Raw genomic sequence first — 26,953 nt, 5'->3', positions numbered from 1 at the left:
TCGCGGCATCAGGGTCGCAAGTGGGGTTCAATGTAATCCACCAAGTACTTGGTGTAGTTGTGTGCCCCCTGATAGCGATTCAAATGCGTGGCGTCGCTGAACATGGTTGGTTTGATCACCGGCAAGTCCTGGTGGTTGGCAATGGTCACGCCGGTGGCTTGCTCGATGCGTTGCACGGTTTCACGCAGTCGCTTCGCGCCGGCTGCCGAATGGGTGATCCATTTGGTGTTGCGCGGCAGCATCACCACCTCGACGTGATCGGAAAAGGTTTTGAATTGGTTGACCAGGTCGATGAATTTAACGACCAATTCTTCGCTGAAATGCATGTCGATGATGTCGGCGGTGTGGATGCGGTTCAAGCGCGCATCATCCATCCTTGCCGGGTCTCTGATCAACTCATAATACTCTTCGAAGATGGCCAGGGTTTCTGGTTTGCGTTCAGCCGCGATGGTGCCACCACCTTGCCATTCATAGGACCAATTGCTGGGTACATAGTCGGGGTATTCTTCCTCGAAGGCTTGGTTCAACAAATCACCCACCTCATCCAAGCGTTCCCTGCGTTCGGGATCACGCTCCAATTCGGTGCGTTTGCGGGGTTCGCGCAAGGAGCCACCCAAAAAACTGGTGGCCATCTCGGCCGAGATGCTGTTGCGCAGGTATTTGATGTTGAACAAGCGAAAGCCACGGGTGGGATCGGCCAGCATGATGTCCCACAACTCGGCATTGGTACCCAAAATGGTGAGGTATGAATCTTCCAGGATGCGGTTGCGGTTGTAGCGGGTGATGGTGGTTTGGAACGGATTGAATTCAATCACCGCCACTTTTAATCGGCGGTTGTTTTCATCGAACACGTCTTTGATGCGGCGGGTCAGGACCTCTTGGTAAAAGGGGTTGAGCCCACCAAAACCGTAATTGAAGGACTTGATGTTCTCATAACCGCGTTCTGCCGCCCATTGGTCAAATTCGCGGGGTGAAAAACCGGCTTGCACCATGGAAGAGCCGAATACCATGACCAGCTCTTTGTCTTCTTTGACCACCTGCGGCAGGGCGTCTTTGGCTTCCAACACGCGACCTAAAAAGTCGGTGGGTCCGGCATCCATTGACCAGGCAAAGACGCGGATCATGGCCAGCGCCAGGCCCATGCCAAGTAAAATTAACAACAGGGTTTTGCCATAAATACCTTGGCGCATCCCTTCAGACGCCTCCAGATTTTCCCCTTGTGCCCCGACCGGATACATGGGGTGTTTGTTGCCTGGGTCGCTGTTTTTTGGATCGCCGGTGCCTGTGTTCAAGTTACTTGCGTTCATGTCAGTTGAGTCAGAATTGGAAATAGATGAAGGCATTGCTGGGTTCTCCAATGAGTAAACAAATGGCTTGGATGAGGATCAAGGACGGCCAGAACAGCCACCAGCGGGCCATCCAACCGGCTGATTTTTTCAGCACCAGGGCATCAATCAGGTGCATGAAAATCAAGGCACCCACCGTCAGTCCAAAGATGATCAGGGCTTTGGAGCCCGACGCCGGCAAGCTGCCCGCCAAGCCATGCATCTGGGTGATGATGTCCCAAGCCGAATCCATGCCGGTGGCGCGGAACAACACCCAGCCAATCAACACCAGGTAGAAGGTGATCAGCCATTTGAACAGCTTGTTGAAAAAGCGCTGGCTCTGGGCAAAGCCGGCAAATGCCGCGCTGGTGCCCAGTTGGTGGGTGGCGATGATGATCAGGCCGTGGAAGGCACCCCAGGCGACAAAGGTCCAGGCCGCGCCGTGCCACAAGCCACCGAGCAACATGGTGATCATCACGTTGCGGATGCGGTTGTATTTACCCCCCAAGGAGATGTACAGGTAATCGCGCAACCAGGTCGACAGGGATATGTGCCAACGCTGCCAGAATTGCACCGGTGACAGCGCAAAATACGGCAAGCGGAAGTTCAGCGGAATCTTGAAACCAATCAACAAGGCGATGCCGATGGCCATGTCACTGTAGCCGGAAAAATCGCCGTAGATCTGACCGGCAAAGGCCAGCACCCCGGTCCAGGTTTCCAGCAAACTCACCGGCCCTTGATCAAAGGCCATGGCTGCTGGCGCCGCCAACAAATCGGCCATGGTTTTTTTCAACAAGCCGATGGTGATCAACAAAAAGCCGTTCTTGACCATCAGCCAGGTCGGCAACGGCAGTTTATGGAACTGCGGCAGGATGTGTTTGGCCCGGAGGATCGGACCGGCCACCAATTGGGGAAAAAACGCCAACGCGGTGGTGAATTCGGCCAGGCCTTTGCGCGCTTTCATCTCGCCGCGGTAGACGTCGATGGTGTAACTCAAGGATTGGAAGGTGTAGAAGGAAATGCCCACCGGCAACACCCAAGACAGCGAGCCCAAGTCGGACTGGTAACCCAACACCCCGAGGAAATCAGCCACCGACTGGATGGCAAAGTCGGCGTACTTGAACAGCGCGAGGATGCCCAGGTTCATCACCACCGACAAGGTCAAAAACAGTTTTTTGCGCCGTTGGTCACTGGCATTGTAAATCGCTTGGGCGAGGAAATAGTCAATGACCGCCGAGCCCACCAACAGCGGGATGAAGCGGTAATTCCAGGTGCCGTAAAACACCAGCGAAGAGACGAGGATGAAGTAGATCCTGGGTTTATGGCGCAAAAACACAAAGCCATAAAACAACAAGAACACCATCAAAAAAGCAAAAAAGATCGGTGTGTTGAACAGCATGGGGGTTCTTAAGCTCCTCTTTTTTAATCGTTATTAGCCATTAACGACCCGAACCCGCAATGGTTACAATTTTTTAAAAAAAGCTGTCAGTTAAGGCCCCGCTCATGGGTTAAAGAGTTATCAATCATCAAAACAAAGACTTTGGATAAGCCCATGATCACATTGACCACGAACATCAAGCGAATTTGGCTGGTCACCCTGTTTTTGGCTTTTTGCGCCCAATCAGGCGAGCTGTACACGATGGATTCTTCGGTACAGGCTCCAGCCGGTGGCAGCACTGCGGCCGGAGAATATCAACTGCAGGGCACGTTTGGACAACCTGCAGTGGGCCACACCAGCGGTGGTGAGTTCACCCTGCACAGCGGTTTTTGGGCCACCACACCACCGCCCAATGACCTGATTTTTGCTGATAATTTTGAATGAACCCAAGAATGAACCCAAGAATGAACCCGTGAAGGAGCCAAACCGATGAAACCTCAGATTCGAATGCGTGTAAAGAGCACCGTCTGCCAATTGATTTTGATCGGCACGATGCTGATTGGTACAACCGCCAGCCTGGCCGAAACCAGCTTCACCTACCAAGGCCAGTTGAGCCAATCCGGCCAAGCCGCTCAGGGTCCGTATGACATGACTTTTGCCTTGTACGATGCCGACAGTGCCGGTAACCAAGTGGGTGTCACTTTGAATGAAACTGGCATTGATGTCGCCGATGGGGTGTTTGAGGTGCTGTTGGATTTCGGTGATGCGCCGTTCAACAGCGCGCCGCGCTGGTTGGAGATTGCGGTGCGCGAGGCCGGTGGCGGTGTCTACACCACTTTGAGTCCCAGGCAGCGGGTCGGCGCCTCACCGTTCGCCATCGAAACCCTGTTTGTGGCGCCCGGTGCGGTGGACACGGCCGCGTTGCAAAACGGCGCGGTGACCGAGGAAAAACTGGCTGAGCAAGCGGTGACCTTGGGTAAAATCGACAACGGCGCGGTGATCTCTGGCAGCATCGCCAATGGCGAGGTGCGGACCGTGGACCTGGATTCGGCTGCAGTGACGCGGGCCAAGATAGCCAATGATGCCATCGGCACCGACCAGGTAGAGGATGGCGGCATTTTCCCAGCAGACATTGATGGGAATGTGTTCAACCGAAAAGGCAGTGTTTATGTTAATACCAACTCCATCGCTGTAGGAGGTTTTATCGATCAGGTGGCGGTGACATGTACCGGGGCCAAAGACCTGTTGATCAATCATGCGTGTAATGTGCCATCGGATAATTCTGGTATCAGTGTACTCTTTGAACGATTGACGGCAGTGGACAACGATGTGAATCCTGCCCGGCTCTTGTGTAAAGTAATCAACCGAAATCCTAATTTTGTAGAGACCGTGACCGCCACGGTGTGGTGCTTGGCGGTGGATTGATCCACCTCAGTCAGGCACAAAAAAACCCCGGACTGGCCGGGGTTTTTTTAGGCTTGTGCGATGCCGCTTATTTGAATTTCAAGATGAAGTCCAATTGGAAGCGGTCGTAATCCACTGGGTTGGCTTGGTCTTTTTTCAGCTCGTTGCTGAAGTAGGCGAAAGCCAATGAGGTGTTTTTATTCAAACCGTAGCCACCACGCAGCAAGTGACCTTTGGAATCGGGGCCACCGGCACCGAAGTTCGAGTCGTTGAACACTGCGACCACGGCATCGGCGTCGATGTCCATGAAGGTGTAGCTGACATTCCAGGTGCCAGGACCGCTGACTTTACCGTAGTTGGCACCCAGGGCAAAACCGCTTTCGGCCACATCGGCTTCCAGGTTTTCCACGTAGCTGCCGAATACCGAGAATGGTTTGTCATTCAACTTGGTTTGGTATTCCAAAGAACCTTCCAGCAGGTTGTAGTCATTGATCAAACGACCGGAGGCATCCACTGAGTTGTTGCGGGGTTTGCCGTCATAGGCAGGGAAGTTGCCTTGCAAGTTGTCATAGTCGTAGTAGCTGACGCCGGCAATCAAGCTGCCTTGGTCGAAATCAAAAGTGCGGTTCAATTGACCACCGAACATCAAGATGTCGTCATCACCACTGAACTCTTCCACCGCATAGCCCACCAGGTTGCCTTGCCAGCCGTTGCTGTCCAATTGCAAAGCAATGCCTTCGGGGTTGACGTCGTTGTCCCAGATCATTTGGTTTTTACCGGCTTTGTAAGCGGGGTTGGCCATTTTGCCGGCGGTCAGGGTCAAGGCATCGGTCAACTGGTAGTTGAAGTACGCGCGGTCCAGACCGAAATCTTTGGTGTTGAAGCCGCCGTCCAAGGTTTGGTTACCAGAAGCGGGGTCGTCCACGCCAGTGGCCAAGCGGAAATTCACGTCCAAGCGGTCATTGACTTGGGTTTTGGCGGCCAAACGCAAACGGATGCGGTTGCGGTTGCGGGCTTCTTTGCCGCGTTCGTCGATGTATTCTTCGCGGTAACGGAAGTCGCCAGAAAAGGTGATGCGGTCGGCCCAAGACTCCGATTTCTCTGCGGCTTTGGCTTCGGCGGCTTGTTCTGCGGCCTGCTCAACGGCTTCTGCGTTGTCGTTGGTTTTGGCTTCCAACTGTTCAATTTTTTGCGTCAACATTTTCAGCTGTTCTTTCAGCATGGCGATTTCATCTTGTGTTGAATCGGCCCAAGCTGGCGCGCCCATGGACAGTAACAATGACGTTACCAAAAGTTTCTTTTTCATGTGAATACCCACTGATGATTGGAAAAATGTGAATGTTAGGTGACAAATGTGACAGTTTCATGACAATTATTACATTCAGAACACAGTTGTGTGACAAATGCCCGAAAAGCACAAAATTCAGCGCCATTATAGGAAGCATTGCGCTAAGATGGCATGACATGGCTGATGCGCGGTGGTCAGGTTGAGAATTCTTGGGCCGCTGTGATGTGTCATCGGTCGTGGGTGTGCGACATACCTTATAATACAGGTCCCTGTTGGTTTTGTGTCATTCTCGGTTTCATCAATATGCAAATTTCCGGTTGGAAGCAAGAACGCATCGCGGTGCTGGTGTTTGTGTGCCTGGCACTGGTCACCGGTTGGGTCAGTGGTTACTGGTCCTGGAGCCTGTTGGCCTGGCTGTTGGTGTATGTGATTTGGAAAATCACCGAGTTCAAAACCTTTTATGACTGGTACATGAAAGGGGCGTCACGCAAATATGTGCCGATCAACCATGGGGTGTTCGAAGCCATCACCTGCAAAGTCATCAACAACAAAGCGCAAACCAAGGAAGCACAAAAACGCAACAAATTCCTGTTGCAACAGTTCGTCATCACCGCCCAGGCTTTGCCGTTTGCCACCATTTTGTTGAACCGCCAATTTGAAATTCAATGGAGCAACCACATCGCTGAAGAAATTCTCAACATCGGTGATGGCGACACCAACACCCGCATCGACAACATCATCCGCCTACCGGCCTTTGTGAAATTGTTGAGTACAGGCAAACAAGACCAAGCGGTCAAACTGCCACACGGTAAGTACAACGACAAAAGCATCCACATCCGCCTGATCAAAATCAACAAGGAGCGGTATTTGATGGTGGCCCGTGACATCAGTGCCCAGGAAGCGCTGCAACAATCGCGCAAGGCCTTTGTGGCCAATGCCTCCCACGAATTGCGCACGCCACTGACGGTGATCTCAGGATACCTGGAAATGCTGCAATCGTCGGCCGACATCAGTGATGACTGGACCGATGCCATCGACCAGGCCAAGGACCAGGCCAACCGCATGTCCAAGATCATCGAAGACATGTTGAAACTGTCGAAAATCGAGCACGACCGGGTCATCGAGTCGGATGACAAGGAAATTGCCATGCCGGAACTGCTCAATGGTTTATTCAATGACATCAAGTCCAGTGTCGATGCCAAAGACCACCAGCTGTCGGCCGAGATCAACTCGGCCCTGTCAATCAAAGGCGACGAGTCGGAAATCACCAGTATTTGTTTGAACCTGATGCACAACGCCATCATTCACACCCCGCCGGGCACCGCGGTGGCGATCAAGTGGTTTGAACGCAACGGCGAAGCCAACTTCTGGGTCACCGACAGCGGGCCGGGAATTGACACCCGGCACATCCCACATTTGACTGAGCGGTTTTATCGGGTCGACAATTCCAAAGACCGCAACCAACAAAGCACCGGTTTGGGTTTGGCCATTGTCAAACACATCTGTCTCAAGCACGGCGCCGAACTGGACATTGAAAGCGAACCAGACCAAGGGTCACAGTTCAAAGTGGTGTTTCCCAGACACCGCACTTTGATCGCGGACTGATTGTCATCAAGCCGTTATAAAGATTCAGTAGGCTGAAACAATCTGAGGCGATTGTGGGATTGTTTAAGCTTTGTGACAATATTGTCATATTACTGTAACAATTGCCCAATACAATGCCCAGCATCTCAATCTTCAAGATGATTTTAATATGAAAACTTTGAAAAAAATCACTTTGGTTGCCGGTTTGGTTGCAGCCAGTCAAATTCAAGCCGCAGGCCGAGACTACATCAGTGTGGTGGGTTCTTCTACGGTTTACCCATTCTCGACTGTGGTGGCTGAGCGTTTTGGCAAATCAACTTCTTTCAAAACCCCCAAAATCGAATCCACCGGCACCGGCGGTGGCATGAAGTTGTTCTGTAAAGGCAACGGCGTGGACACCCCAGACATCACCAATGCCTCACGTCGCATCAAAGAGTCTGAGTTGACCATGTGTCATGACAATGGCGTGGACGGTGTGGTTGAAGTGTTGATTGGTTATGACGGCATCGTGGTGGCCAATGAGATCAGTTCGCATGATTTCAAACTGTCGCGCAAAGACCTGTTTTTGGCCCTGGCCAAAGAAGTACCGACCGAGAAAGATGGTGAGTTGGTGCCCAACCCATACACCATGTGGAACGAAGTGAATGCTGAGTTGCCCGCGGTGAAAATCGAAGTTTTGGGTCCGCCACCCACTTCGGGTACCCGCGACGCTTTTGTGGAATTGGCCATGGAAGGGGGTTGTAAAAAATTCCCTTGGATCAAAGCCACCAAAGACAGCGACAAGAGCCAATACAAAACCATTTGTCACAGCATCCGTGAAGACGGTGCTTATGTCGAAGCCGGTGAGAATGACAACCTGATCATTCAAAAACTGCAAAAGAACCCAGACGCTTTGGGCATCTTCGGCTTCTCTTTCTTGGACCAAAATGCCGACCTGGTGAAAGGGTCATTGGTGGATGGTGCCGCGCCTGAGTTTGAAACCATTGCTTCGGGTGAGTACCCCGTGTCTCGACCGCTGTACTTCTACGTGAAAAAAGCCCACGTCGCAGAGATTCCTGGCATGAAAGAATTCTTGGCAGAATTCACCAGCGAAAAAGCCATGGGTGAAGAAGGCTACTTGACTGACAAAGGATTGATTCCTTTGGGTGGCGAGCTTTACAACAAAGTGAAAACCGACACCATGGAATTGAACAACCTCGAGTTGTAAAAATAGATTACGTTTTTATGACCTTTAACCGCAACCGGGTAAACCTCGGTTGCGGTCTTTTTATTAACGCGGTCCACAGATGTGGGCCTTTGATTGTATTCAGTGAGATGAAAATCCGATGAAATTCAGCGCCCTGATCTTTTTGTTGTTGCTGTTTGCGGCCTTCAGTTATTTCATGGCCAGGCAGAAAATCACCACCGCCTACCGCCAGCACAAGCAGAAAAAGAAAATCCTCACCCTGCCCAAGTATTTCGGTTATGTGGCGGCCCTGTGTTCGCTGTTGCCGGCCTTGTTGGTGTTGTTTTTCTTACAGGTGGTCGAAGAGCCTTACATCAACAGCGAGATTTCGGCCTACATCGTGGAGTCGAACATCGATGCCAATGAAGATTTGGACTTGTACCTGAATGACATCAAAAGCGCCGATACCCCGGAAAAAGTCAGTGCCCTGAGTCCGGAAAAACAACAGGTTTATCAGCGCTATCACGAAATTGAAACCACCACCAACCGCACCATCTCCGTGGTGGTGTTGGCCCTGTCCATCCTGCTGGCCATCTGGGGTTTGAAGAAAATCAACACCGACACCCCAGCGCGCAAGGTGTTTGAAAAAATCATCGAAGGGATTTTGTTGTTGGCGGCATCGATTGCCATCATGACCACGGTTGGCATCGTTTTCTCGGTGTTGTTTGAATCGACCCGATTCTTCGGTGAAGTGCCAATCTTGTCTTTCATGTTTGGCACCGAATGGTCGCCACAAACCGCCATCCGCGCCGACCAAGTCGGTTCCTCGGCGGCCTTTGGTGCGGTGCCCTTGTTTGTCGGCACCATGTTGATTTCGTTCATCGCCTTGTTGGTGTCGGTGCCCTTGGGTCTGATGTCGGCCATCTACCTGTCTGAATATGCCAGCAAGTCAATTCGGTCAGTGGCCAAACCGGTGTTGGAGATTTTGGCCGGTATCCCCACCGTGGTTTATGGCTTTTTTGCCGCCTTGACCGTGGCCCCATTCATCCGCGATTTGGGCGAATCATTGGGCTTGTCGGTGGCTTCTGAAAGCGCCCTGGCGGCCGGTTTGGTGATGGGCATCATGATCATTCCGTTTGTCTCATCTTTGTCCGATGACGTCCTCTCGGCGGTGCCACAAAGCTTGCGTGAGGGTTCTTTGGGCTTGGGTGCCACCCGATCGGAAACCATCATTAAGGTGTTGATCCCCGCGGCCCTGCCCGGTATTGTCGGTGGCGTGTTGTTGGCCGCCTCGCGGGCCATCGGTGAAACCATGATTGTGGTGATGGCGGCCGGTTTGGCAGCCAACCTCACGGTCAACCCGCTGGAAGCGGTGACCACCGTCACGGTGCAGATCGTGACCTTGTTGACCGGTGACCAGGAATTCGACAGCGCCAAAACCTTGGCGGCCTTTGCCTTGGGCTTGATGTTGTTTGTCACCACCTTGATTTTGAATGTGATTGCTTTGCATGTGGTCAGAAAATACCGAGAACAGTATGAATAACACCCTGAACAACACCGATTTGGTGAAAAAAAGTTTGCGCAAGCGTTATTTCAAAGAACGCCTGTTTCGGTCATTGGGCTTGGTCTCGATTGCCACCGCCATCATATTTTTGTTGATCTTGTTGGCTGACATCACCAGCAAGGCCCTGCCGGCCTTTTCCCAAACGCAATTGGAGCTGACCGTTGAATTAGACCGGGATCGTTTGGGCTTGAGTGCCCAGCCCGATGAAGCCGAGTTGATGGCCGCCGACTTCCGCCTGGTGATCCGCGATGCCTTGTTGGCCCAATTCCCGGAAGTGACCAGCCGCCGCGACAAACGCGAGTTGTACACCTTAACCAGCATGGGCGCGGAATTTCAGTTGCGAGATATGGTGATTGATGACCTCAGTTTGTTGGGTCAAACCATCACCGTGCCATTCATGGCCGATGACGATGTCGATGCGGTGATCAAAGGCTCGATTGACCGCACTTTGCCGGAATCCGATCGCCGGGTCAAAGACCAGAAGTTGGCTTGGATTGAAACTTTGGAAGCCAGCGGTCAAATCGACACCGCCTTCAATTGGCATTTTTTCTCCAGTGGCGATTCAAGGGAACCAGAAATGGCCGGCATCAAAGGCGCCATTTTGGGTTCGTTTTACACCTTGTTGGTGACCTTGGCCTTGAGTTTCCCCATCGCCGTGGCGGCCGCCATTTACTTGGAAGAGTTTGCCCCGAAAAACCGTTTCATTGACTTCATTGAAATCAACATCAACAACCTTGCGGCGGTGCCGTCCATCGTATTCGGTTTGTTGGGTTTGGCGGTGTTCATCAACTTTTTCACCTTGCCGCGCTCGGCACCGCTGGTCGGGGGTATTGTGTTGTCCTTGATGACCTTGCCGACCATCATCATTGCCTCACGGTCGGCGATCAAAGCCGTGCCACCCTCCTTGCGCGAAGCCGCTTTGGGTTTGGGTGCGTCGAAAATGCAAACCGTGTTCCACCATGTGCTGCCAGCCGCCTTGCCCGGTATTTTGACCGGCACCATCATCGGCATGGCCCAGGCCTTGGGTGAAACCGCACCGTTGTTGATGATCGGCATGGTGGCCTTCATCGTCGATATCCCCCAATCAGTGGCCGATCCGGCCACGGTGTTGCCAATTCAAGTGTTTCTGTGGGCCGATTCCCCAGAACGTGGATTTTTAGAAAAAACCTCAGCCGCCATCATGGTGTTGCTGTTCTTTTTGGTCGCAATGAATGCCATCGCCATTTATCTGCGTAAAAAGTTTGAGAAAAAATGGTAAAGTATCATGAATGAAGCCGTAATGAACGAGTTGGTGGACCCAACAATGAATGCCAGATCCAATCCAGAAACCGAAGATTCTTTGAACATCGAATACACCGACACGGTGGGTCAACCGCTGTGTGAAAAGGCGAAGATCAGAACCCAAAATGTGAATGTTTTTTATGCCGACAACCAAGCGATTCACAATGTTTCATTGGACATCGGCGCCCATGAAGTGATTGCTTTGATTGGGCCATCGGGTTGTGGTAAATCAACCTATTTGCGCACCTTGAATCGGATGAACGACACCATCGACATTTGTCGGGTGGAAGGCAAAATTTTGCTGGATGATGAAAACATTTACAGCAAAAAACAAGACCCCGTGTTGTTGCGTGCCCGGGTGGGTATGGTGTTCCAAAAACCCAACCCCTTCCCCAAATCCATTTATGACAACGTGGCCTATGGCCCACGCATCCATGGCTTGACCCGCAACAAATCAGAGCTGGATGATCTGGTCGAAGATTCTTTGATCAAAGCCGGCCTGTTTGCCGAGGTCAAAGACCGCTTGCATGCGCCAGGCACAGGTCTGTCCGGTGGTCAGCAACAACGTTTGTGCATCGCCCGCACCATTGCGGTGCAGCCAGAAGTGATTCTGATGGATGAACCGGCGTCGGCCTTGGATCCGATTGCCACGGCCAAAATTGAAGAGCTGATGAATGAGCTGAAAGAAAATTTCACCATCGTCATCGTGACCCACTCCATGCAACAAGCCGCCCGGGTGTCACAGCGCACCGCCTATTTTCACATGGGGCGGTTGATTGAAGTGGGTGAAACCGATCAAATATTCACCAACCCAGCACATGAGCTGACAGAAAAATACATCACCGGTCGATTCGGTTAAAGGTTAATCACATGGAACAATTTGACATAGACAAACACACCTCCAGCGAATTTGAAGCGGAGCTGGAAGACATCAGAAACCACCTACTAAAAATGGGTGGCAAAGCCGAAAGCCAATTGCGCACCGTGCTCACCGCGATGCTGGAAAATGATGAAGAGCTGGCCGATGAGTTGTTGGCCCAAGGCGATGACATCGACCAAATGGAAATTGATTTGGACCAGGAGTGCACCCGCATCATTGCCATCCGACAACCGGCCGCCAGTGATTTGCGTTTGATCGTGGCGGTGATGAAAAGCATCACTGACATTGAGCGCATTGGCGACGAAACCGAAAAGATGGCGCGCTTGTTGAAAAAACTGATCAGGCGGGATTTTCAATCCAAGTATTTCAAGGAGATTGACCACCTGGGTCAAGAAGTGCTGGCCAACCTGTCGGCGGCCTTGAATGCTTTGGCCCGCTTGGATGCCGAAGAAGCGATCAAGATTGCGCAAAAAGACCAGGTGATTGATGCCCATTTTGATGAGTTGAATGGCCATTTGATCAAGCACATGGTCAAAGACCCCAACAAGGTCAAACCCTACTTAAAAATGAGCCATTGTGCCCAGGCATTGGAGCGCATCGGTGATCACGCCAAGAACATCTGTGAAAACATCATCTACCTGGTGATCGGTAAAGACGTGCGACACACCGACATCGACGAAGTCAAACAAGACTTGTTCGACTGATCCCCAGTCAAGCCAGCTTCAGGATTCAGCTGTTTCCACGCGGCTGGGTCGTGGCTGCAAGTTGCCACCACAGTTGGGACAGCGGTGCTGCAAGGGCCCGGTGGTGCACTCGGCACAAAAGGTGCATTCATAACTGCAAATAAAAGCTTGCTCAGAATGCTTGGGCAAGGGCTTGTCACAGCGTTCACATTGGGGTTTCATTAACAACATGGGCATTGAAAAGATGATCTGTGATCCCACTTTATAGGTCAAATGCCGACGAAAGTCCATATGGGCTTGAATCAACCCAGTCATTTTGCCGAGCCCAGGCTCAAGCAACCCAACAGCACAGGAGGAAATCATGGATACATATTTGGTCACCGGCGCCAACCGCGGCATCGGTCTGGAACTTTGCCAACAACTCAAAGCCGCCGGTCATGCAGTGATTGCGGTGTGTCGCCAAAGCAGCCCGGAACTGGATGCCTTGGGTGTGCGGGTGTTGGCGGACTGTGATGTGTCAGATCCCGCTGCCGTCAAACAATTGGCTGAGCGTTTGGGTGACACGTCGATTGATGTGTTGATCAACAACGCCGGGGTGTTGTCACGCAATGCCTTGGGTGAAATTGACTATGACACGGTGTTACATCAATACCGGGTCAATGCCATGGGGCCGCTGTTGGTCACCGAAACTTTGTTGCCCAACTTACATGCCGGATCGAAAGTGGCGATCATCACCAGTCGCATGGGTTCAGTGGCAGACAATGATTCAGGCGGTCATTATGGCTACCGCATGAGCAAAGCCGCGGTGAACATGGCTGGCGCCAGCTTGGCCATCGACCTCAAAGACCGCGGCATCGCCGTGGGTTTGTTGCACCCCGGCTATGTGAAAACCAACATGACTGGGCACAATGGTTTTGTCGACACCCGGCATTCAGCCCAAGGTCTGTTGCAGAGGATCGCACAATTACGTATGGAAAACAGCGGCCAATTCTGGCATGCTGAAGGCGAACAATTACCCTGGTAGGATTGCCCCATGAAAATGATCACAGCCATCATCAAACCCTTCAAGTTGGACGACGTTCGCGATGCCTTGGAAGACGTCGGGGTGCGCGGCATCACCGTGACCGAAGTCAAAGGATTTGGCCGCCAAAAAGGCCACACGGAACTGTATCGCGGGGCTGAATATGTGGTGGATTTTCTGCCCAAACTGAAAGTGGAAATCGCCACCACCGATGACCAGGTGGAAGCCATCGTCGAAACCTTGGTCGCCACCGCCAGCAACAACAAAGTCGGTGACGGTAAAATCTTCATCCATGACTTGGAAAAGGTCATCCGCATCCGCACCGGCGAAACCGATCAAGACGCTTTATAAGCAAGCTGGTTCCAAATCGCCTCAGTCAGAATCATTTAATGACCACACACCGTTTGGGGTTGTGGGTCTTGGCTTGACAGCTTGTCCACCAGACCGAGTGGGCGGTTGACAAACTGCCCATATATGCCACCTTCATTTGAGGTAGAATCCAGGCCATGAATTCAAAACAGCATCAATCGCATCGCAGCTTGTGTGGTCTTTTGGCCTGGATGCCGACCGTGGCCATGGGCACAGGACTGCCAACCGGGCATTGGGATCTGGGATTCATGGTCGTGTTGATTTTGGTGGTCATGGCATTGATTGTTGTGAGCATCAACTACATTTTGTATCAAAAATTCAAGCTGGCACTCAACAATAAACAAGCCAAAAAAGCAAAGCTCACGGGAGTTTTGACAATGGTGTTTAATGTCTTCGCCCTGCTGTTGTTGATTGGTATTGCCGCGATCCCGGTGGCTGCCATTGGTGCGTATTGCTTGTATGTCAAATACCGCCAAACCCTGTGTGGTCAATCCTTCGGACCCCCCAAAGAATAAGTGAATGCCACGAAGTACATAATCATCAGAATGTTGGTGTTGTTGATGATCTGCTTGCAAGCACAGGCCCAACAGGTTGGGGTGAATTCGTTCCCGGGTATGGGATTATCGGGCTTTCATGTGTTCATGGCGTTGGTGATTCTGGCGTTGGTGATTTTGGCCTTCGCTGTGCTGATCATCAAGTGGCGAATCGTTGGTGGAGTCATTGTGGCAATGGTCATCATTGGCTTGATGCTGTTGTACAAATTGGCCTTGTCGATATGACCCAGGTTAGCTCAACCACAAGGGGCAATTTGGGGTTGACAATGGTTGGGCCACTCATTAGCATGTCATGACCCTTTGAAAGGTCCTGGTTCTGCCAGGTTAAACGGGAAGCTGGTGCGAAACTTTTGGTTTCAAGGCCAGCACTGCCCCCGCAACGGTAAGTTGGAAATGATCAACCAAGATGCCACTGTGTGCAAGCATGGGAAGGCGGTTGATTGAGGGTCAAAGTCACTTCATGACCACCCAGAAGACGAGTCCGGAGACCGACCTCTCGAAGTTGAGTGGGCGCCTTGGCGTTCAATTTGCAACTTTTTCTCAATCGCCAAAGCTTGGCATTGAGACCCTTCATGTTCGGGTGGAACAGGAGTCATCATGAAAAATAAATTCACCTTCGTGGCCGCGTGGGCGCTGGTCACGCCGATCGCCGTTCAGGCACAATCAACAGAAAACCAGGCTTTGCCAAACATGATCGTGACCGGTGGTTTGGCGCCGATCGCCTTGGATCAATTCGCCGGTTCTTTGACGGTGATCACCGCGGCCGAGATCGAAGCGGCCCAAGCCACCTACTTGTCTGATGTGCTCAGGCGCGTGCCTGGGTTCGCCATCAACCAGTCTGGTGGACCAGGCAGCCAAACCCAACTGCGGGCACGGGGTTCAGAGGCCAACCACGTGTTGGTCTTGATCGACGGCGTGCGGGTCAATGACCCCACGGCTGCCGATGAATATTTGTTCAACTACGCTTTGTTGGACAACGTCGAACGCATCGAAATCATCCGTGGTCCGCAAAGTGCCATCTGGGGCACCGATGCCCTGGGCGGGGTGATCAACATCATCACCAAAACCTCGACCCGCAACCACTTCAATTTTGATGCCGAAGTGGGTTCATTCAACACCAATCGCCTGGCCTTCAATGGCGGCCTGGCCAAAGCAAAATGGCAGTTGGATGCCGGGATCAACGTTTTGGACACGGCGGGCACCAATATTTCCAGGTCCGGTTATGAGGAAGATGGTTTTGAAAACTGGACCGCCCACGTCAAGTATGGCCTGAACGTGAGTGACCGTTGGGACCTGGACTTGTCCTTCAAGCATGCCGATGCCTTGAATGAATTTGACGGCACTGATTTTGTGGTGAGCGGCTTGCCCACCGATGCCGATTTGTGGACCGAACGCAGCCAGCAAACCGGCCAGTTGCATGTGGCTTACCAACACAGTACCGATTGGCGTTCCAGTTTTGCCTACCAACGCACCGATGTGGCCGCAGACAACTTCACTTTTGGTTTGGGCATCACCTCGGCAACTTCAGCTGAAACCGATGAGTACACCTTCAACAGCACCCTGAAACTGGGTGAACATGATCAGTACCGCGTGTCTTTTGTGGCAGACCACCGGGCGATTGATTTTTCTCAACGGGGCGACGCTTCTCCCTTTGGTGACCCGAATCAGGACCAAAGTTACCACACCACTGGGCTGGCCGCCGAGATTCAGCACCAGGTGAATAACCGTTTCAACTGGAGTGTGTCAGGTCGCAACGACACGTTCAACCGATTTGCCGATGTCAGTAATTTCAAATTGGCCGCTGCGTATCAGTTACAGGCAGAATGGCGTGTGCGGGGTTCCTACGGGACCGGCAGCAAAGCCCCTTCATTCATTGAGCGGTTTGGCTTTTTCCCGGCCAATTTCATCGGTAATCCCAACTTGGAGCCCGAAGAATCCGATGCCTTTGAAGTGGCGGTTGCCAAAAGCTGGCAACAGTCGCGCTTTGAAGTGGTTTATTTCAATCAAGACTTGACCAACGAGATCAATGGTTTTGTGTTTGACCCGGACTCGGGATTGTTCACTGCAGCGAACCAGGCCGGTGACAGTGAACGACAAGGTTTGGAGTTTGATTGGTCTGGCCAGATCAGTGATGACCTGGGATTTGCCGTGAACTACACCCATACCGATGCCACAGAACCCGGTCCAACCGGTGGTGATGTGGCAGAAGTGCGCCGCCCTGAAAATATGGCCTCTGCCAGCCTGGATTACCGCTTTGCCGGTGACCGCGGTCAGCTGCGTGCACAACTGAATTACCAGGACGATCAATTGGATGTGTTTTTTGATCCAAGCACCTTCGAATCATCCAACGTGAAATTGGACGCCTACACCACCTTTGATGTGACTTTCAATTGGCAGTTGACCGACGAATACCAAGTCTATGTGAAGGGCCAAAATATCTTTGATGAAGACTACGAAGAAGTGCTGGGCTATGCCCGCCCCGGTGCGGCTTATTCTATTGGTTTGCGGGGCCGGTTTTAAACCAATTCTCAAGGCCACTGAGCATGTCGAAGTGCCCATGTATGGCTGAGGGCCCATCCAAGCCTTCAAACCCATCGACAGGCTCTGGGTGCTTGGGTGAATTGTGACCTAATAGATCACTGAGCTTGTCGAAGTGCCCATGTATGGCTGAGGGCCCATCCAAGCCTTCAAACTCATCGACAGGCTCTGGGCGCTTGGGTGTTTGGGGTTCAAAAAAAGCCCCGTTGATGGACAGGGCTTTGGGGATGGCTTGAGATTGGTAGATCCTTCGACAGCGCTCAGGATGGCAGACAGATGCCAATCTTTTGAATTGAATGCTTTTCAACATCCAACCAGGCTGAATGAACCTGGCTCAGGACAGCCTGTCTGTTGAAATGGATCCCCGGGTCACGATCTCCGATCCCGTCTCGATTCTAGGACTTACATCCATGTAAGCCAAGCCCGAGGATGACAGACAGATGCCAATTTTGTGTATTGAATGCTTTTCAACACTTAACTGGACTGAATGATCCTGGCTCAGGACAGCCTGTCTGTCACTTGTCCTCTTCCAAGCCAATGCCGTCCATGCCCATGGACAAGGAATCGGCGTCGCCGCCTTGGGACAGCTTGATCGCCAGGCGCACTTCGTTGGCCGAGTCGGCGTGACGCAGGGCGTCTTCGTAAGTGATTTCGCCGGCTTGGTACAGGTCGAACATCGCCTGGTCAAAGGTTTGCATGCCCATGTTGGTGGATTTTTTCATCAAATCTTTGAGCTTCTCAATCTTGCCTTTGCGGATGTATTCCTGGGCCAGTGGTGAGTTGATCAAGATTTCCACCGCCGCCCGGCGGCCGGTGCCATCGGGGGTAGGGATCAATTGTTGTGCCACCATTGCCCTGAGGTTCAAAGACAAATCCATCAACAGCTGTTCACGGGCGTCTTTGGGGAAGAAGTGCAACACCCGGTCCAAGGCCTGGTTGGCGTTGTTGGCGTGTAAGGTGGCCAAACACAAGTGACCGGTTTCGGCAAAAGTCACCGCCTGTTGCATGGTTTCGGAGGTTCGAATCTCACCGATCATGATCACATCGGGTGCTTGCCGCAAGGTGTTTTTCAAAGCCACCTCAAAGGATTCGGTGTCCAGCCCCACTTCCCGTTGGGTGATCACACATCCCTGGTGTTCATGCACATATTCAATCGGATCCTCAATGGTGATGATGTGACCAGTGGTGTTGACATTGCGATAGCCCACCATGGCCGCCAAAGAGGTCGATTTACCGGTACCGGTACCGCCGACGAAAATGATGATACCGCGTTTGGTCAGGGACAACTCTTTGAGTACTTCTGGCAGTTTCAAGGATTCGAAGGTGGGGATTTTGGTTTCCACCCGTCGGATCACCATGCCCACCGCATTCCTTTGGTAGAAGGCACTGACCCGGAAGCGGCCCACTGACGACACGCCGATGGCGAAGTTACACTCGTGGGTCCGTTCGAATTCTTCTTTTTGATACGGTGACATGATACCGGTGACCATGTCCCTGGCTTGGGCTTTGGTCAGCGGTTGTTGGGTGATGGGGATCACCCGACCATGAATTTTGATGCTCGGTGCCAGGTTGGCCGTGATGAAAAGGTCAGAGGCCTTTTTGTGGACCATCAGTTTTAAATACGAATTAAAGTCCATGGTTGCTCCTGTGTTGTTTGGTTAAGCCCGCATGCCGATTCGGATCAATCAAAATCAGTCTTCTTAACCGCCCGTGAACGGGCTTGGGCTTTGGAAATCAAACCTTTGCGCACCAGCTCGATCAAGCACTGATCAAGGGTCTGCATGCCAACCGATTGACCGGTTTGAATGGATGAATACATTTGCGCCACTTTGTCTTCCCGAATCAGGTTTCTGATCGCCGGGATGCCAACCATGATTTCATGCGCCGCCACCCGGCCGCCACCGACCCGTTTGATCAGGGTTTGGGCCACCACTGCCCTAAGGGACTCTGACAGCATGGAACGCACCATCGGTTTTTCCCCGGCGGGGAACACGTCAATGATCCGGTCAATGGTTTTGGCCGCTGAGGTGGTGTGCAAGGTGCCGAACACCAAGTGACCGGTTTCCGCCGCGGTCAGGGCCAGACGGATGGTCTCCAAGTCCCGCAGCTCACCCACCAGGATGATGTCAGGGTCTTCACGCAAGGCTGAACGCAAGGCGTTTTCAAAACTCTTGGTGTCGCGATGCACCTCACGCTGGTTGATCAGACACTTGTTACTGGTGTGCACAAACTCGATCGGATCCTCAATGGTCAGGATGTGACCGTGTTCTTTCTTGTTGAGGTAATCAATCATCGCCGCCAGGGTGGTGGATTTACCCGAACCGGTGGGTCCGGTCACCAGGATCAAGCCCCGCGGCACGTCGATCAAATCTTTGAAAATGGCCGGACAGTTCAGGTCTTCAAAGGTCAGGATTTCCGTGGGAATGGTTCGGAACACGCCGCCACAACCGCGGTTTTGGTTGAAGGCGTTGACCCGGAAACGGGCCAGTCCAGGAATTTCGAATGAGAAGTCAATTTCAAAGGTTTCTTCAAACTCTTTGCGTTGGTAGTCGTTCATGATGTCATAGATCATGTCGTGCAGCTCTTTGTGCTCCAACGGGGGTAAATTGATTCTGCGCACGTCCCCATCGACACGAATCATGGGTGGCAAACCTGCTGACAAATGCAAATCAGAGGCTTTGTTTTTTACGGTAAAGGCTAATAACTCCGCTATATCCACTTGAAAACCCTATCAATTAACTTGTATTGAGTTTAGCTTTGTTAAGTGATAAATTCCAGTTTACTCGATAAAAAAATGTCTTTGAAGATGAAAAAAAACGCACTGCTTGGCCTGCTGATTTTGCTTTTGTGTGGCTGCCAGCCTGCCCAAAACCGGGTGACATTGAAAGGACAGACTTTTGACGTGGAAGTGGCCAATGACAACCAAAGCCGGGCCATGGGGTTGATGTTCCGCGAAAACATGGCCAGTGATGCCGGCATGTTGTTCATCTTCCCGCAGCCACAGCCTTTGGCTTTTTGGATGAAAAACACCCTGATTCCCCTGGACATTTTGTATTTTGATCAAAACCGCAAACTGATCAACATCAGTGAACGGACCCCTCCCTGTAAAAACACCACCACCCGCTGTCCCAATTATCCCAGTGTCAGACCCGCCAAATACGTGCTGGAAATCAATGCCGGCTTGAGTGAACAATACGGTTTTCAACCCGGCGATGAACTGATCATTGAGTTGAAAAATTAGCTTGGACCTACCGCAACTGTGAAAAACCAGTTATGATGTTGGCCGATATCGCGGTGCTGGGTCGATAACCACAACAGCAGAGACCCCACCAGTCCATCAACCATTCCGGGAACAACATGAACATCAAACTGAAACTAACCGCCCTGCTATTGACCCTGTCGGGTCTGGTGCAAGCCGACACTTTGGACGATCGGATCAACAACGCCGTGGGTCCTTATCTGAACGAATTCACCAACATCATTTTTGCCACCATTCCGTTCTTTGGCACCACCGTACCCTGGGTGGTCATTTGGTTGGTGGTAGCTGCGACCTTCTTTACGGTCTACTTTAAGTTCATCAACCTGCGTTCCTTCCGCCATGGCTTTGCCTTGATGCGGGGCAAGTATGATTATTCCAATGCGCCTGGCGAGGTGAGCCACTTCCAAGCCTTGTCAACGGCATTGTCAGGCACCGTGGGCTTGGGCAACATCGCCGGGGTGGCCGCGGCCGTCGGCATCGGTGGTGCCGGGGCCACGTTCTGGATGATCGTCTGTGGCTTTTTGGGCATGTCGACCAAGTTTGTCGAGTGTACCCTGGGGGTGAAATACCGCGACGTGTTGCCCAATGGCCATGTGCACGGTGGGCCGATGAAATATTTGACCAAAGGCTTTGCCGAAAAAGGCATGGGTGGATTCGGTAAAGTGCTGGCGGTGATTTTTGCCATTTGTTGTATCGGTGGTTCATTCGGTGGTGGCAACATGTTCCAAGTCAACCAAGCCTTGGAGCAAGTGGTCAGTGTCACTGGTGGTGAGGGATCATTCTTGGCCCAGCACGGCTGGGTGTTCGGTGTGGTGGTGGCTGCCTTGGTCGGCATCACCGTGATTGGTGGCATCAAAAGCATCGGTAAAGTGACTGCCCGCTTGGTGCCATTCATGGGTGTGTTGTATGTGATCACCGGTTTGGTGGTGATTTTCATGAACCTGGATCATGTGCCTGCGGCCTTTGGCGCCATCATTGACGGTGCATTTTCGGCCCAGTCTGCGTTTGGTGGCTTGGTCGGTGTGTTGATCGTCGGTTTCCAACGGGCGGCCTTCTCCAATGAGGCCGGTATTGGTTCGGCTTCAATCGCCCATTCGGCAGTGAAAACCGATCATCCCGTCACCGAAGGATTGGTGGCCTTGTATGAGCCATTCATCGACACCGTGGTGGTCTGTACCATCACCGCTTTGGTGATTGGCATTGCTGGTTTCATTCCCGAAGCCCCCACTGCTGGTCAAGGCATCGCCCTGACCTCTGCGGCCTTTGGTTCGGCCATCTCTTGGTTCCCGTATGTGTTGACCCTGGCCGCTGTGTTGTTCGCTTTTTCCACCATGTTGGCCTGGTCCTATTATGGTCTGCGTTCGTTCAACTTCTTGTTTGGTCACGGCAAAAGTGTGGATCTGGCCTACCACATCATGTTCCTGGGTTTCATCGTGATCGGTTCATCCATGAGCCTGACCGCGGTCATCGGCTTTTCGGATGCGATGATTTTCGCCATGTCGATCCCCAACCTGATCGGCCTGTATTTCTTGGCGCCTGTGGTCAAACGTGAATTGACCAATTACATGGCCAAAATCAAATCCGGTGAAATCAAACCGTCATCCTGAAGCTTGGATACCCAAAAGCCATGCATCAAGCCCAACCCCGGTTGGGCTTTTTTGTGTCAGAATATAGGGACTTGATAACAGCTGACTGGAGCTTGCCATGATTGCCCATTTTCGCCCCACCCTGATTTTTGTGACCACCATGCTGCTGGCCAGTCAGCCAGCCGCTGCTGTTGGTATTGACCAAACCATCAATGAGTTTTTGACCCCGGTGGCCAATGCGATTGATGCCTTTTTCATGACCCAAATCCCCATTCCGTTGGTGGGCAGTGCGCCATTCATCGTGATCTGGTTGGTGGTGGCGGCGACTTTTTTCACGGTTTATTTCAAATTCATCAACCTGCGCTCATTTGGGGTGGGCATGAAATTGATTCGCGGTCAGTACGACACTTCCAAAGCGGACGGTGAAGTCACCCATTTCCAGGCATTGTCCACCGCCGTGTCCGGCACCGTGGGATTGGGCAACATTGCCGGGGTGGCCACGGCCGTCAGCATCGGTGGTCCCGGTGCCACCTTCTGGATGATCGTGGCCGGTCTGTTGGGCATGTCGTCCAAGTTCGTGGAATGCACATTGGGGGTGAAGTACCGCGATGTGCATGCCGATGGCACGGTGGCCGGTGGTCCCATGCGTTACTTGTCCAAAGGCTTTGCAGAAAATGGGCATGCGGGTTTGGGTCGGGTGTTGGCGGTGATGTTTGCCATTTTGTGTGTGGGCGCCGCTTTGGGTGGGGGCAACATGTTCCAAGCCAACCAATCGTTCGCCCAACTGCAAAACATCACCGGTGGCGCCGATGGTGTGATGGCCGGCAAAGGGTGGTTGTTCGGTTTGCTGCTGGCCACCCTGACCGGCATCACCATACTGGGTGGCATCAAGAGCATCGCCCGGGTCACGTCCAAGCTGGTGCCGATCATGGGCTTGATATATGTCATCACTGGCTTGGTGGTGATTGGCATGAATGGCGACCGGCTGGCTTGGGCCATGGGGCAAATTTTTCACGGTGCGTTCAACCCAAGTGCCGCCCTTGGTGGGGTGATTGGGGTGATGGTGGTGGGCTTTCAGCGGGCGGCGTTTTCCAACGAGGCCGGCATCGGCTCGGCCGCGATTGCCCATTCTGCGGTGAAAACCGATCGGCCAGTAACCGAAGGCCTGGTGGCCTTGTATGAACCATTCATTGACACCGTGTTGGTCTGTACCGTCACTGCGTTGGTGATTGTGATCACCGGATCATTGGATGACAGCACCGGTTTACAAGGCATCCCGCTGACTTCCAATGCGTTTGCCAGTGCGGTTTCGTGGTTCCCCTATGTGCTCACGGTGGCGGCCATATTGTTTGCCTTCTCGACCATGATTTCTTGGTCATACTACGGGGTGCGTGCCTGGACTTACTTGTTTGGAGAAAACAAAACCCAAGAAAACACCTTCAAAGTCATTTTTCTGCTGTTTGTGGTGATTGGCTCGACCTTGGATTTGGGTGCGGTCATTGGGTTTTCTTTTGCCATGACCTTGGCCATGTCGTTCCCCAACATCATTGGGCTGTATTACCTGGCACCGGTGGTTAAGCAAGAATTGGCCGAATTCATGGCCGATGTGAAATCAGGCCGGGTTGTGTTCAATCGCTGATCCAGGCAGGCCAGCCGCCTGCTCGGTCGTTGGCCGCACTGCTTTTGCACATAAGGTGGGTGGTTATTTCATGGCATGGCTTGAGTCCGCCTGTGAAATAACCGACAATAATTAATCATCAAAAGCAGAAATTAAAGAGAAGAAAATGACGATAAGAATTGCCATCAATGGCTACGGCCGGGTCGGTCGTTGCATCCTGCGCGCTCTGTACGAATACCAAAAGCATGACAACTTGAAAATTGTCGCCATCAACGACTTGGGCGACCACGAGGCGATGGCTCATTTGACCCGCCATGACACCACCCACGGGCCGTTTCAAGCCGAGGTGGGTTTGTCCGGTGATGATTTGTTGGTCAATGGTGACCGCATCCGCTTGCTGGCGGCAGCCGATCCAGCCACTTTGCCTTGGGGCGAATTGGGTGTCGATGTGGTGTTGGAATGCACCGGCAAATTTCGCAGCCGCGAATTGGCCGTCAAACACCTGGCAGCTGGGGCCAAAAAAGTCATCATTTCGGCACCGGGAACTGGGGTCGATGCCACCGTGGTCTATGAGGTCAATCACGGCATTTTACAAGCCAGTCATGAGGTGATTTCGAACGCCTCATGCACCACCAATTGTTTGGCACCTTTGGCCCAAGTGCTGCATCAGCAAATCGGCATTGAGTCGGGCTTGATGACCACCATCCACGCCTACACCAACGACCAGGTGCTGGGTGACAGCTACCACAAAGACTTGCGCCGCGCCCGCAGTGCTGCCTTGAATCAGATTCCGACCAAGACCGGGGCTGCCGCTGCGGTTGGTTTGGTGTTGCCGGAATTGGATGGCAAGTTGGACGGCTATGCCATGCGCATCCCCACCGTCAATGTCTCGGCGGTTGACCTGACTTTTGTGGCCAGCCAAGAAACTTCGGTCGCAGCGGTCAATGAAGTGGTAAAATTGGCGGCTGAACAATCCTCGGTGCTGGCGTACTGTGATCAACCGCTGGTCTCCTCAGATTTTAACCACCATCCGGCGTCTTCCATCTTTGATGCCGGCATGACCAAAGTCAACAATGGCAATTTGGTCAAAGTGCTGGCCTGGTATGACAATGAATGGGGTTTTGCCAACCGCATGTTGGATGTCAGTGTGGCATTGATGCAAGCACCGTGAGTAATCACTGAACAGGTAGAAACAAATGAACGTGAAGTTAATGGCCGATCAAGACTTGACCAACCGGAAAGTGTTGATCAGGCAAGATTTGAATGTCCCCGTCAAAAATGGCGTGGTCACCAGTGACCAACGCATTTTGGCGTCTTTGCCCACCATCAAAATGGCTTTGAAACAAGGCGCGGCGGTGATGCTGATGTCACACCTGGGCCGGCCCACTGAGGGTCAGCCTGAATCCAATTTTTCATTGCGCCCGGTGGCCGAATATTTGAGCCTGGCTTTGAACCAACAGGTGCACCTGATCACCGATTGGGATGGCGGCATTGCGGTGGAGCCGGGTGAAGTGGTGTTGTTGGAAAACATCCGCTTCAATGTCGGCGAGAAAGCCAATGACGATGGCCTGGCCAAACGCTTGGCGGCCCTGTGCGATGTGTTTGTGATGGATGCCTTTGGCACCGCCCACCGCGCCCACGCTTCGACCCATGGGGTGGCCAAATTCGCCCCGGTGGCATGTGCCGGTCCCTTGTTGGCGCATGAGTTGCAGTCTTTGGCCCAGGGCTTGGATGAACCCGCCCGGCCCATGATGGCGATTGTGGGTGGCTCCAAAGTGTCGACCAAATTGACGGTGCTGCAAAGCCTGTTCGAGCAGGTCGATCAGTTGATCGTCGGTGGTGGCATCGCCAACACCTTCATTGCCGCGGCCGGGCATCCGGTGGGCAAGTCCCTGCATGAACCGGATTTGATTCCCTTGGCCCAATCGTTGTTGGATGAGGCCAAACAAGCCGGAAAGGAAATCCCGGTGCCGGTGGATGTGGTGGTGGCCACCTCGTTCAGCGAAGACGCCCAGGGCATCATCAAGGACGTGGCTGAAGTGGGCCCATTTGAAATGATATTGGACATCGGTCCCAAGACCGCCGCCATGTATGCCGAAATGGCCCAAGCGGCCAAAACCGTGATTTGGAATGGTCCGGTGGGGGTCTTCGAATTCGATCAATTTGGCGAAGGAACCCGCACTTTGGCCCTTGGAATTGCGGAAAGTGACGCTTTTTCTATGGCAGGAGGCGGAGATACGCTTGCTGCGGTTGATAAATATCAAATAACAGATAAACTATCGTACATTTCCACCGGCGGTGGGGCTTTTCTGGAATTTTTGGAAGGCAAAAAACTGCCTGCCGTGGCCATTTTGGAAGAAATGGCCCAATAAACGAACACAACCACAGTGAATCTTGGCGACAAGAACACAACACAGGAATTGAGCATGACAGACAAACTGAATGAAATGATTGAAACAGCGGCGGCCATGGTGGCTGCCGGCCGCGGCATTTTGGCCATAGATGAAAGCACCGGCACCTGCCAAAAACGCTTTGACAGCATTGGGGTGGAATGCACCGAACCAAACCGCCGTGATTACCGCCACATGTTGTTGAGCACCCCGGATTTGGGTGAACACATTTCGGGCGCGATCTTGTTCGATGAAACCTTGCGTCAATCTTCGGCTGCAGGCAAATCTTTCGTTGACGTCATGCGTGACAATGGCGTGATTCCAGGCATCAAAGTCGACAAAGGCGCCCACCCCATGGCCGGTTTCGAGGGTGAAAAAATCACCGAAGGTCTGGACGGTTTGCGCGATCGCTTGAACGAATACTACGAACTGGGTGCCCGCTTCGCCAAATGGCGCGCGGTGATCACCATTGCTGAAGACAACCCTTCACAAGCCTGCATCGAGGCCAACTGCCATGCTTTGGCCCGCTATGCCGCCTTGTGTCAAGAAGCCGGCCTGGTGCCCATGGTAGAACCTGAAGTGCTGATGGACGGTGACCACGACATCCAAACCGCTTATGAAGTCACCTTGTTGACTTTGAAAACCTTGTTCGACCAGCTGTATGAGCAAAACGTGATCCTGGAAGCCTGTATCCTGAAATCCAGCATGGTGGTGTCCGGTGCCGATTGTCCGGAACAAGCCGATGTCGATGAAGTGGCCGAAGCCACTTTGGATTGTTTCTTGAACACCGTACCAGCCTCGTTGGCAGGCATCGTGTTCTTGTCAGGTGGTCAATCAGAAATCGAAGCCACCGAGCATTTGGATGCGATGAACCGCCTGGGCGATTTGCCTTGGCCACTGAGTTTTTCTTATGGTCGGGCGCTGCAAGCATCGGCTTTGAAAGTGTGGGGAGCCAACCCACAAGACAACGTCCAAGCCGCCCAAGCGGAACTGGCCCACCGGGCCCGCATGAACGGTTTGGCGGCCATGGGACAATACGAGTCCAAACTCGAACAAGCATAATACA

General features: G+C 52.6%; 25 protein-coding genes and 1 riboswitch. Of the genes, 19 read left to right on the top strand and 6 right to left on the bottom strand.

Annotated features, from left to right (window positions below; genetic code table 11):
• Window positions 1–8 precede the first annotated feature (8 nt).
• Window positions 9–1,307 (bottom strand): hypothetical protein, encoded by a 1,299-nt coding sequence (locus K7G70_RS00995; protein ID WP_223786723.1) that lies wholly within the window; start codon window positions 1,305–1,307, stop codon window positions 9–11.
• 10 nt (window positions 1,308–1,317) lie between these two features.
• On the bottom strand, window positions 1,318–2,724 hold the full coding sequence (locus tag K7G70_RS00990) for an MBOAT family O-acyltransferase (protein WP_223786722.1): 1,407 nt from the start codon (window positions 2,722–2,724) through the stop codon (window positions 1,318–1,320).
• 153 nt (window positions 2,725–2,877) lie between these two features.
• On the opposite strand from K7G70_RS00990, the gene K7G70_RS00985 reads away from it, so the two are divergent.
• Entirely contained in the window at window positions 2,878–3,147 is a 270-nt protein-coding gene (locus K7G70_RS00985) for a hypothetical protein (RefSeq protein ID WP_223786721.1), read from the top strand.
• 45 nt (window positions 3,148–3,192) lie between these two features.
• Window positions 3,193–4,128: a DUF8740 domain-containing protein gene (locus tag K7G70_RS00980; protein ID WP_223786720.1), complete on the top strand. Its 936-nt coding sequence runs from the start codon at window positions 3,193–3,195 to the stop codon at window positions 4,126–4,128.
• Between the two features lie 67 nt (window positions 4,129–4,195).
• On the opposite strand, the gene K7G70_RS00975 is transcribed toward K7G70_RS00980, so the two are convergent.
• Window positions 4,196–5,413: a putative porin gene (locus K7G70_RS00975; protein ID WP_223786719.1), complete on the bottom strand. Its 1,218-nt coding sequence runs from the start codon at window positions 5,411–5,413 to the stop codon at window positions 4,196–4,198.
• A gap of 285 nt (window positions 5,414–5,698) precedes the next feature.
• On the opposite strand from K7G70_RS00975, the gene phoR reads away from it, so the two are divergent.
• The 6 genes from phoR to phoU all read left to right on the top strand — a co-directional run bounded on the left by phoR (window position 5,699) and on the right by phoU (window position 12,573).
• On the top strand, window positions 5,699–7,000 hold the full coding sequence (gene phoR / locus K7G70_RS00970; RefSeq protein WP_223786718.1) for a phosphate regulon sensor histidine kinase PhoR: 1,302 nt from the start codon (window positions 5,699–5,701) through the stop codon (window positions 6,998–7,000).
• A gap of 148 nt (window positions 7,001–7,148) precedes the next feature.
• A complete protein-coding gene (locus K7G70_RS00965; RefSeq protein ID WP_223786717.1) occupies window positions 7,149–8,186 on the top strand; it encodes a PstS family phosphate ABC transporter substrate-binding protein in 1,038 nt (345 codons plus the stop codon).
• 118 nt (window positions 8,187–8,304) lie between these two features.
• The gene (gene pstC / locus K7G70_RS00960; RefSeq protein WP_223786716.1) at window positions 8,305–9,687 is read left to right on the top strand and encodes a phosphate ABC transporter permease subunit PstC; all 1,383 of its coding nucleotides are present in this window, start codon (window positions 8,305–8,307) and stop codon (window positions 9,685–9,687) included.
• The gene (pstA, locus tag K7G70_RS00955; protein ID WP_223786715.1) at window positions 9,680–10,966 is read left to right on the top strand and encodes a phosphate ABC transporter permease PstA; all 1,287 of its coding nucleotides are present in this window, start codon (window positions 9,680–9,682) and stop codon (window positions 10,964–10,966) included. Before pstC ends, pstA begins: the two co-directional genes overlap by 8 nt.
• 6 nt (window positions 10,967–10,972) lie before the next feature.
• Window positions 10,973–11,848 (top strand): phosphate ABC transporter ATP-binding protein PstB, encoded by an 876-nt coding sequence (pstB, locus tag K7G70_RS00950; RefSeq protein WP_488801362.1) that lies wholly within the window; start codon window positions 10,973–10,975, stop codon window positions 11,846–11,848.
• A gap of 11 nt (window positions 11,849–11,859) precedes the next feature.
• Window positions 11,860–12,573 (top strand): phosphate signaling complex protein PhoU, encoded by a 714-nt coding sequence (gene phoU / locus K7G70_RS00945; RefSeq protein ID WP_223786714.1) that lies wholly within the window; start codon window positions 11,860–11,862, stop codon window positions 12,571–12,573.
• Window positions 12,574–12,591: 18 nt separating this feature from the next.
• On the opposite strand, the gene K7G70_RS00940 is transcribed toward phoU, so the two are convergent.
• Window positions 12,592–12,783, bottom strand: coding sequence for a DUF1272 domain-containing protein (locus K7G70_RS00940; protein ID WP_223786713.1), 192 nt, complete (start codon window positions 12,781–12,783; stop codon window positions 12,592–12,594).
• Between the two features lie 130 nt (window positions 12,784–12,913).
• Here K7G70_RS00940 and K7G70_RS00935 point away from each other — a divergent pair, with 130 nt between their 5' ends.
• The 5 genes from K7G70_RS00935 (at window position 12,914) to K7G70_RS00915 (ending at window position 17,016) form a co-directional block, all read left to right on the top strand.
• Entirely contained in the window at window positions 12,914–13,576 is a 663-nt protein-coding gene (locus K7G70_RS00935; RefSeq protein WP_223786712.1) for an SDR family oxidoreductase, read from the top strand.
• 9 nt (window positions 13,577–13,585) lie between these two features.
• A complete protein-coding gene (locus tag K7G70_RS00930; protein ID WP_223786711.1) occupies window positions 13,586–13,924 on the top strand; it encodes a P-II family nitrogen regulator in 339 nt (112 codons plus the stop codon).
• A 155-nt stretch (window positions 13,925–14,079) separates the two neighbouring features.
• A complete protein-coding gene (locus K7G70_RS00925; RefSeq protein ID WP_223786710.1) occupies window positions 14,080–14,457 on the top strand; it encodes a hypothetical protein in 378 nt (125 codons plus the stop codon).
• Window positions 14,458–14,487: 30 nt separating this feature from the next.
• A complete protein-coding gene (locus K7G70_RS00920; RefSeq protein ID WP_223786709.1) occupies window positions 14,488–14,721 on the top strand; it encodes a hypothetical protein in 234 nt (77 codons plus the stop codon).
• A gap of 63 nt (window positions 14,722–14,784) precedes the next feature.
• Window positions 14,785–15,007: riboswitch (cobalamin riboswitch) on the top strand.
• Window positions 15,008–15,093: 86 nt separating this feature from the next.
• A complete protein-coding gene (locus K7G70_RS00915; protein ID WP_223786708.1) occupies window positions 15,094–17,016 on the top strand; it encodes a TonB-dependent receptor plug domain-containing protein in 1,923 nt (640 codons plus the stop codon).
• Between the two features lie 533 nt (window positions 17,017–17,549).
• On the opposite strand, the gene K7G70_RS00910 is transcribed toward K7G70_RS00915, so the two are convergent.
• Window positions 17,550–18,671, bottom strand: coding sequence for a PilT/PilU family type 4a pilus ATPase (locus K7G70_RS00910; RefSeq protein WP_223786707.1), 1,122 nt, complete (start codon window positions 18,669–18,671; stop codon window positions 17,550–17,552).
• A gap of 44 nt (window positions 18,672–18,715) precedes the next feature.
• On the bottom strand, window positions 18,716–19,753 hold the full coding sequence (locus K7G70_RS00905; RefSeq protein WP_223786706.1) for a type IV pilus twitching motility protein PilT: 1,038 nt from the start codon (window positions 19,751–19,753) through the stop codon (window positions 18,716–18,718).
• Between the two features lie 87 nt (window positions 19,754–19,840).
• Between K7G70_RS00905 and K7G70_RS00900 the strand changes: the two genes are divergently transcribed.
• From K7G70_RS00900 to K7G70_RS00875, 6 genes are all read left to right on the top strand, one after another.
• A complete protein-coding gene (locus K7G70_RS00900) occupies window positions 19,841–20,275 on the top strand; it encodes a DUF192 domain-containing protein (RefSeq protein WP_223786705.1) in 435 nt (144 codons plus the stop codon).
• Between the two features lie 116 nt (window positions 20,276–20,391).
• Complete coding sequence (locus tag K7G70_RS00895) at window positions 20,392–21,900, top strand: alanine/glycine:cation symporter family protein (protein ID WP_223786704.1); 1,509 nt, start codon at window positions 20,392–20,394, stop codon at window positions 21,898–21,900.
• A 97-nt stretch (window positions 21,901–21,997) separates the two neighbouring features.
• Window positions 21,998–23,518 carry an alanine/glycine:cation symporter family protein gene (locus K7G70_RS00890; RefSeq protein ID WP_223786703.1) on the top strand — a complete coding sequence of 507 codons (1,521 nt, stop codon included), beginning with the start codon at window positions 21,998–22,000 and terminating at the stop codon, window positions 23,516–23,518.
• Window positions 23,519–23,663: 145 nt separating this feature from the next.
• The gene (gene gap / locus K7G70_RS00885; RefSeq protein WP_223786702.1) at window positions 23,664–24,668 is read left to right on the top strand and encodes a type I glyceraldehyde-3-phosphate dehydrogenase; all 1,005 of its coding nucleotides are present in this window, start codon (window positions 23,664–23,666) and stop codon (window positions 24,666–24,668) included.
• Window positions 24,669–24,693: 25 nt separating this feature from the next.
• Window positions 24,694–25,869, top strand: coding sequence for a phosphoglycerate kinase (locus tag K7G70_RS00880; RefSeq protein WP_223786701.1), 1,176 nt, complete (start codon window positions 24,694–24,696; stop codon window positions 25,867–25,869).
• A gap of 54 nt (window positions 25,870–25,923) precedes the next feature.
• Complete coding sequence (locus tag K7G70_RS00875) at window positions 25,924–26,949, top strand: class I fructose-bisphosphate aldolase (protein WP_223786700.1); 1,026 nt, start codon at window positions 25,924–25,926, stop codon at window positions 26,947–26,949.
• The last annotated feature ends 4 nt before the right edge of the window (window positions 26,950–26,953 follow it).

Source organism: Marinicella meishanensis (genome assembly GCF_019931145.1).
Taxonomy (GTDB): Bacteria; Pseudomonadota; Gammaproteobacteria; order Xanthomonadales; family Marinicellaceae; genus Marinicella; species Marinicella meishanensis.
Note: the sequence above shows the minus strand (reverse complement) of the source record. Positions and strands in the feature narration are given on the sequence as shown.

What these genes read in the sequence shown, in the direction of transcription:
- K7G70_RS00875 (WP_223786700.1), top strand. Translation starts at nt 25,924, where the DNA reads ATGACAGACAAACTGAATGAAATGATTGAAACAGCGGCGGCCATGGTG.
- K7G70_RS00920 (WP_223786709.1), top strand. Translation starts at nt 14,488, where the DNA reads ATGTTGGTGTTGTTGATGATCTGCTTGCAAGCACAGGCCCAACAGGTT.
- phoR (WP_223786718.1), top strand. Translation starts at nt 5,699, where the DNA reads ATGCAAATTTCCGGTTGGAAGCAAGAACGCATCGCGGTGCTGGTGTTT.
- pstB (WP_488801362.1), top strand. Translation starts at nt 10,973, where the DNA reads ATGAATGAAGCCGTAATGAACGAGTTGGTGGACCCAACAATGAATGCC.
- pstC (WP_223786716.1), top strand. Translation starts at nt 8,305, where the DNA reads ATGAAATTCAGCGCCCTGATCTTTTTGTTGTTGCTGTTTGCGGCCTTC.
- K7G70_RS00985 (WP_223786721.1), top strand. Translation starts at nt 2,878, where the DNA reads ATGATCACATTGACCACGAACATCAAGCGAATTTGGCTGGTCACCCTG.
- K7G70_RS00940 (WP_223786713.1), bottom strand. Translation starts at nt 12,783, where the DNA reads ATGTTGTTAATGAAACCCCAATGTGAACGCTGTGACAAGCCCTTGCCC.
- K7G70_RS00990 (WP_223786722.1), bottom strand. Translation starts at nt 2,724, where the DNA reads ATGCTGTTCAACACACCGATCTTTTTTGCTTTTTTGATGGTGTTCTTG.
- K7G70_RS00895 (WP_223786704.1), top strand. Translation starts at nt 20,392, where the DNA reads ATGAACATCAAACTGAAACTAACCGCCCTGCTATTGACCCTGTCGGGT.
- K7G70_RS00935 (WP_223786712.1), top strand. Translation starts at nt 12,914, where the DNA reads ATGGATACATATTTGGTCACCGGCGCCAACCGCGGCATCGGTCTGGAA.
- K7G70_RS00925 (WP_223786710.1), top strand. Translation starts at nt 14,080, where the DNA reads ATGAATTCAAAACAGCATCAATCGCATCGCAGCTTGTGTGGTCTTTTG.
- K7G70_RS00995 (WP_223786723.1), bottom strand. Translation starts at nt 1,307, where the DNA reads ATGAACGCAAGTAACTTGAACACAGGCACCGGCGATCCAAAAAACAGC.
- K7G70_RS00910 (WP_223786707.1), bottom strand. Translation starts at nt 18,671, where the DNA reads ATGGACTTTAATTCGTATTTAAAACTGATGGTCCACAAAAAGGCCTCT.
- K7G70_RS00890 (WP_223786703.1), top strand. Translation starts at nt 21,998, where the DNA reads ATGATTGCCCATTTTCGCCCCACCCTGATTTTTGTGACCACCATGCTG.
- K7G70_RS00900 (WP_223786705.1), top strand. Translation starts at nt 19,841, where the DNA reads ATGAAAAAAAACGCACTGCTTGGCCTGCTGATTTTGCTTTTGTGTGGC.
- gap (WP_223786702.1), top strand. Translation starts at nt 23,664, where the DNA reads ATGACGATAAGAATTGCCATCAATGGCTACGGCCGGGTCGGTCGTTGC.
- K7G70_RS00975 (WP_223786719.1), bottom strand. Translation starts at nt 5,413, where the DNA reads ATGAAAAAGAAACTTTTGGTAACGTCATTGTTACTGTCCATGGGCGCG.
- K7G70_RS00880 (WP_223786701.1), top strand. Translation starts at nt 24,694, where the DNA reads ATGAACGTGAAGTTAATGGCCGATCAAGACTTGACCAACCGGAAAGTG.
- pstA (WP_223786715.1), top strand. Translation starts at nt 9,680, where the DNA reads ATGAATAACACCCTGAACAACACCGATTTGGTGAAAAAAAGTTTGCGC.
- K7G70_RS00965 (WP_223786717.1), top strand. Translation starts at nt 7,149, where the DNA reads ATGAAAACTTTGAAAAAAATCACTTTGGTTGCCGGTTTGGTTGCAGCC.
- K7G70_RS00915 (WP_223786708.1), top strand. Translation starts at nt 15,094, where the DNA reads ATGAAAAATAAATTCACCTTCGTGGCCGCGTGGGCGCTGGTCACGCCG.
- K7G70_RS00980 (WP_223786720.1), top strand. Translation starts at nt 3,193, where the DNA reads ATGAAACCTCAGATTCGAATGCGTGTAAAGAGCACCGTCTGCCAATTG.
- phoU (WP_223786714.1), top strand. Translation starts at nt 11,860, where the DNA reads ATGGAACAATTTGACATAGACAAACACACCTCCAGCGAATTTGAAGCG.
- K7G70_RS00930 (WP_223786711.1), top strand. Translation starts at nt 13,586, where the DNA reads ATGAAAATGATCACAGCCATCATCAAACCCTTCAAGTTGGACGACGTT.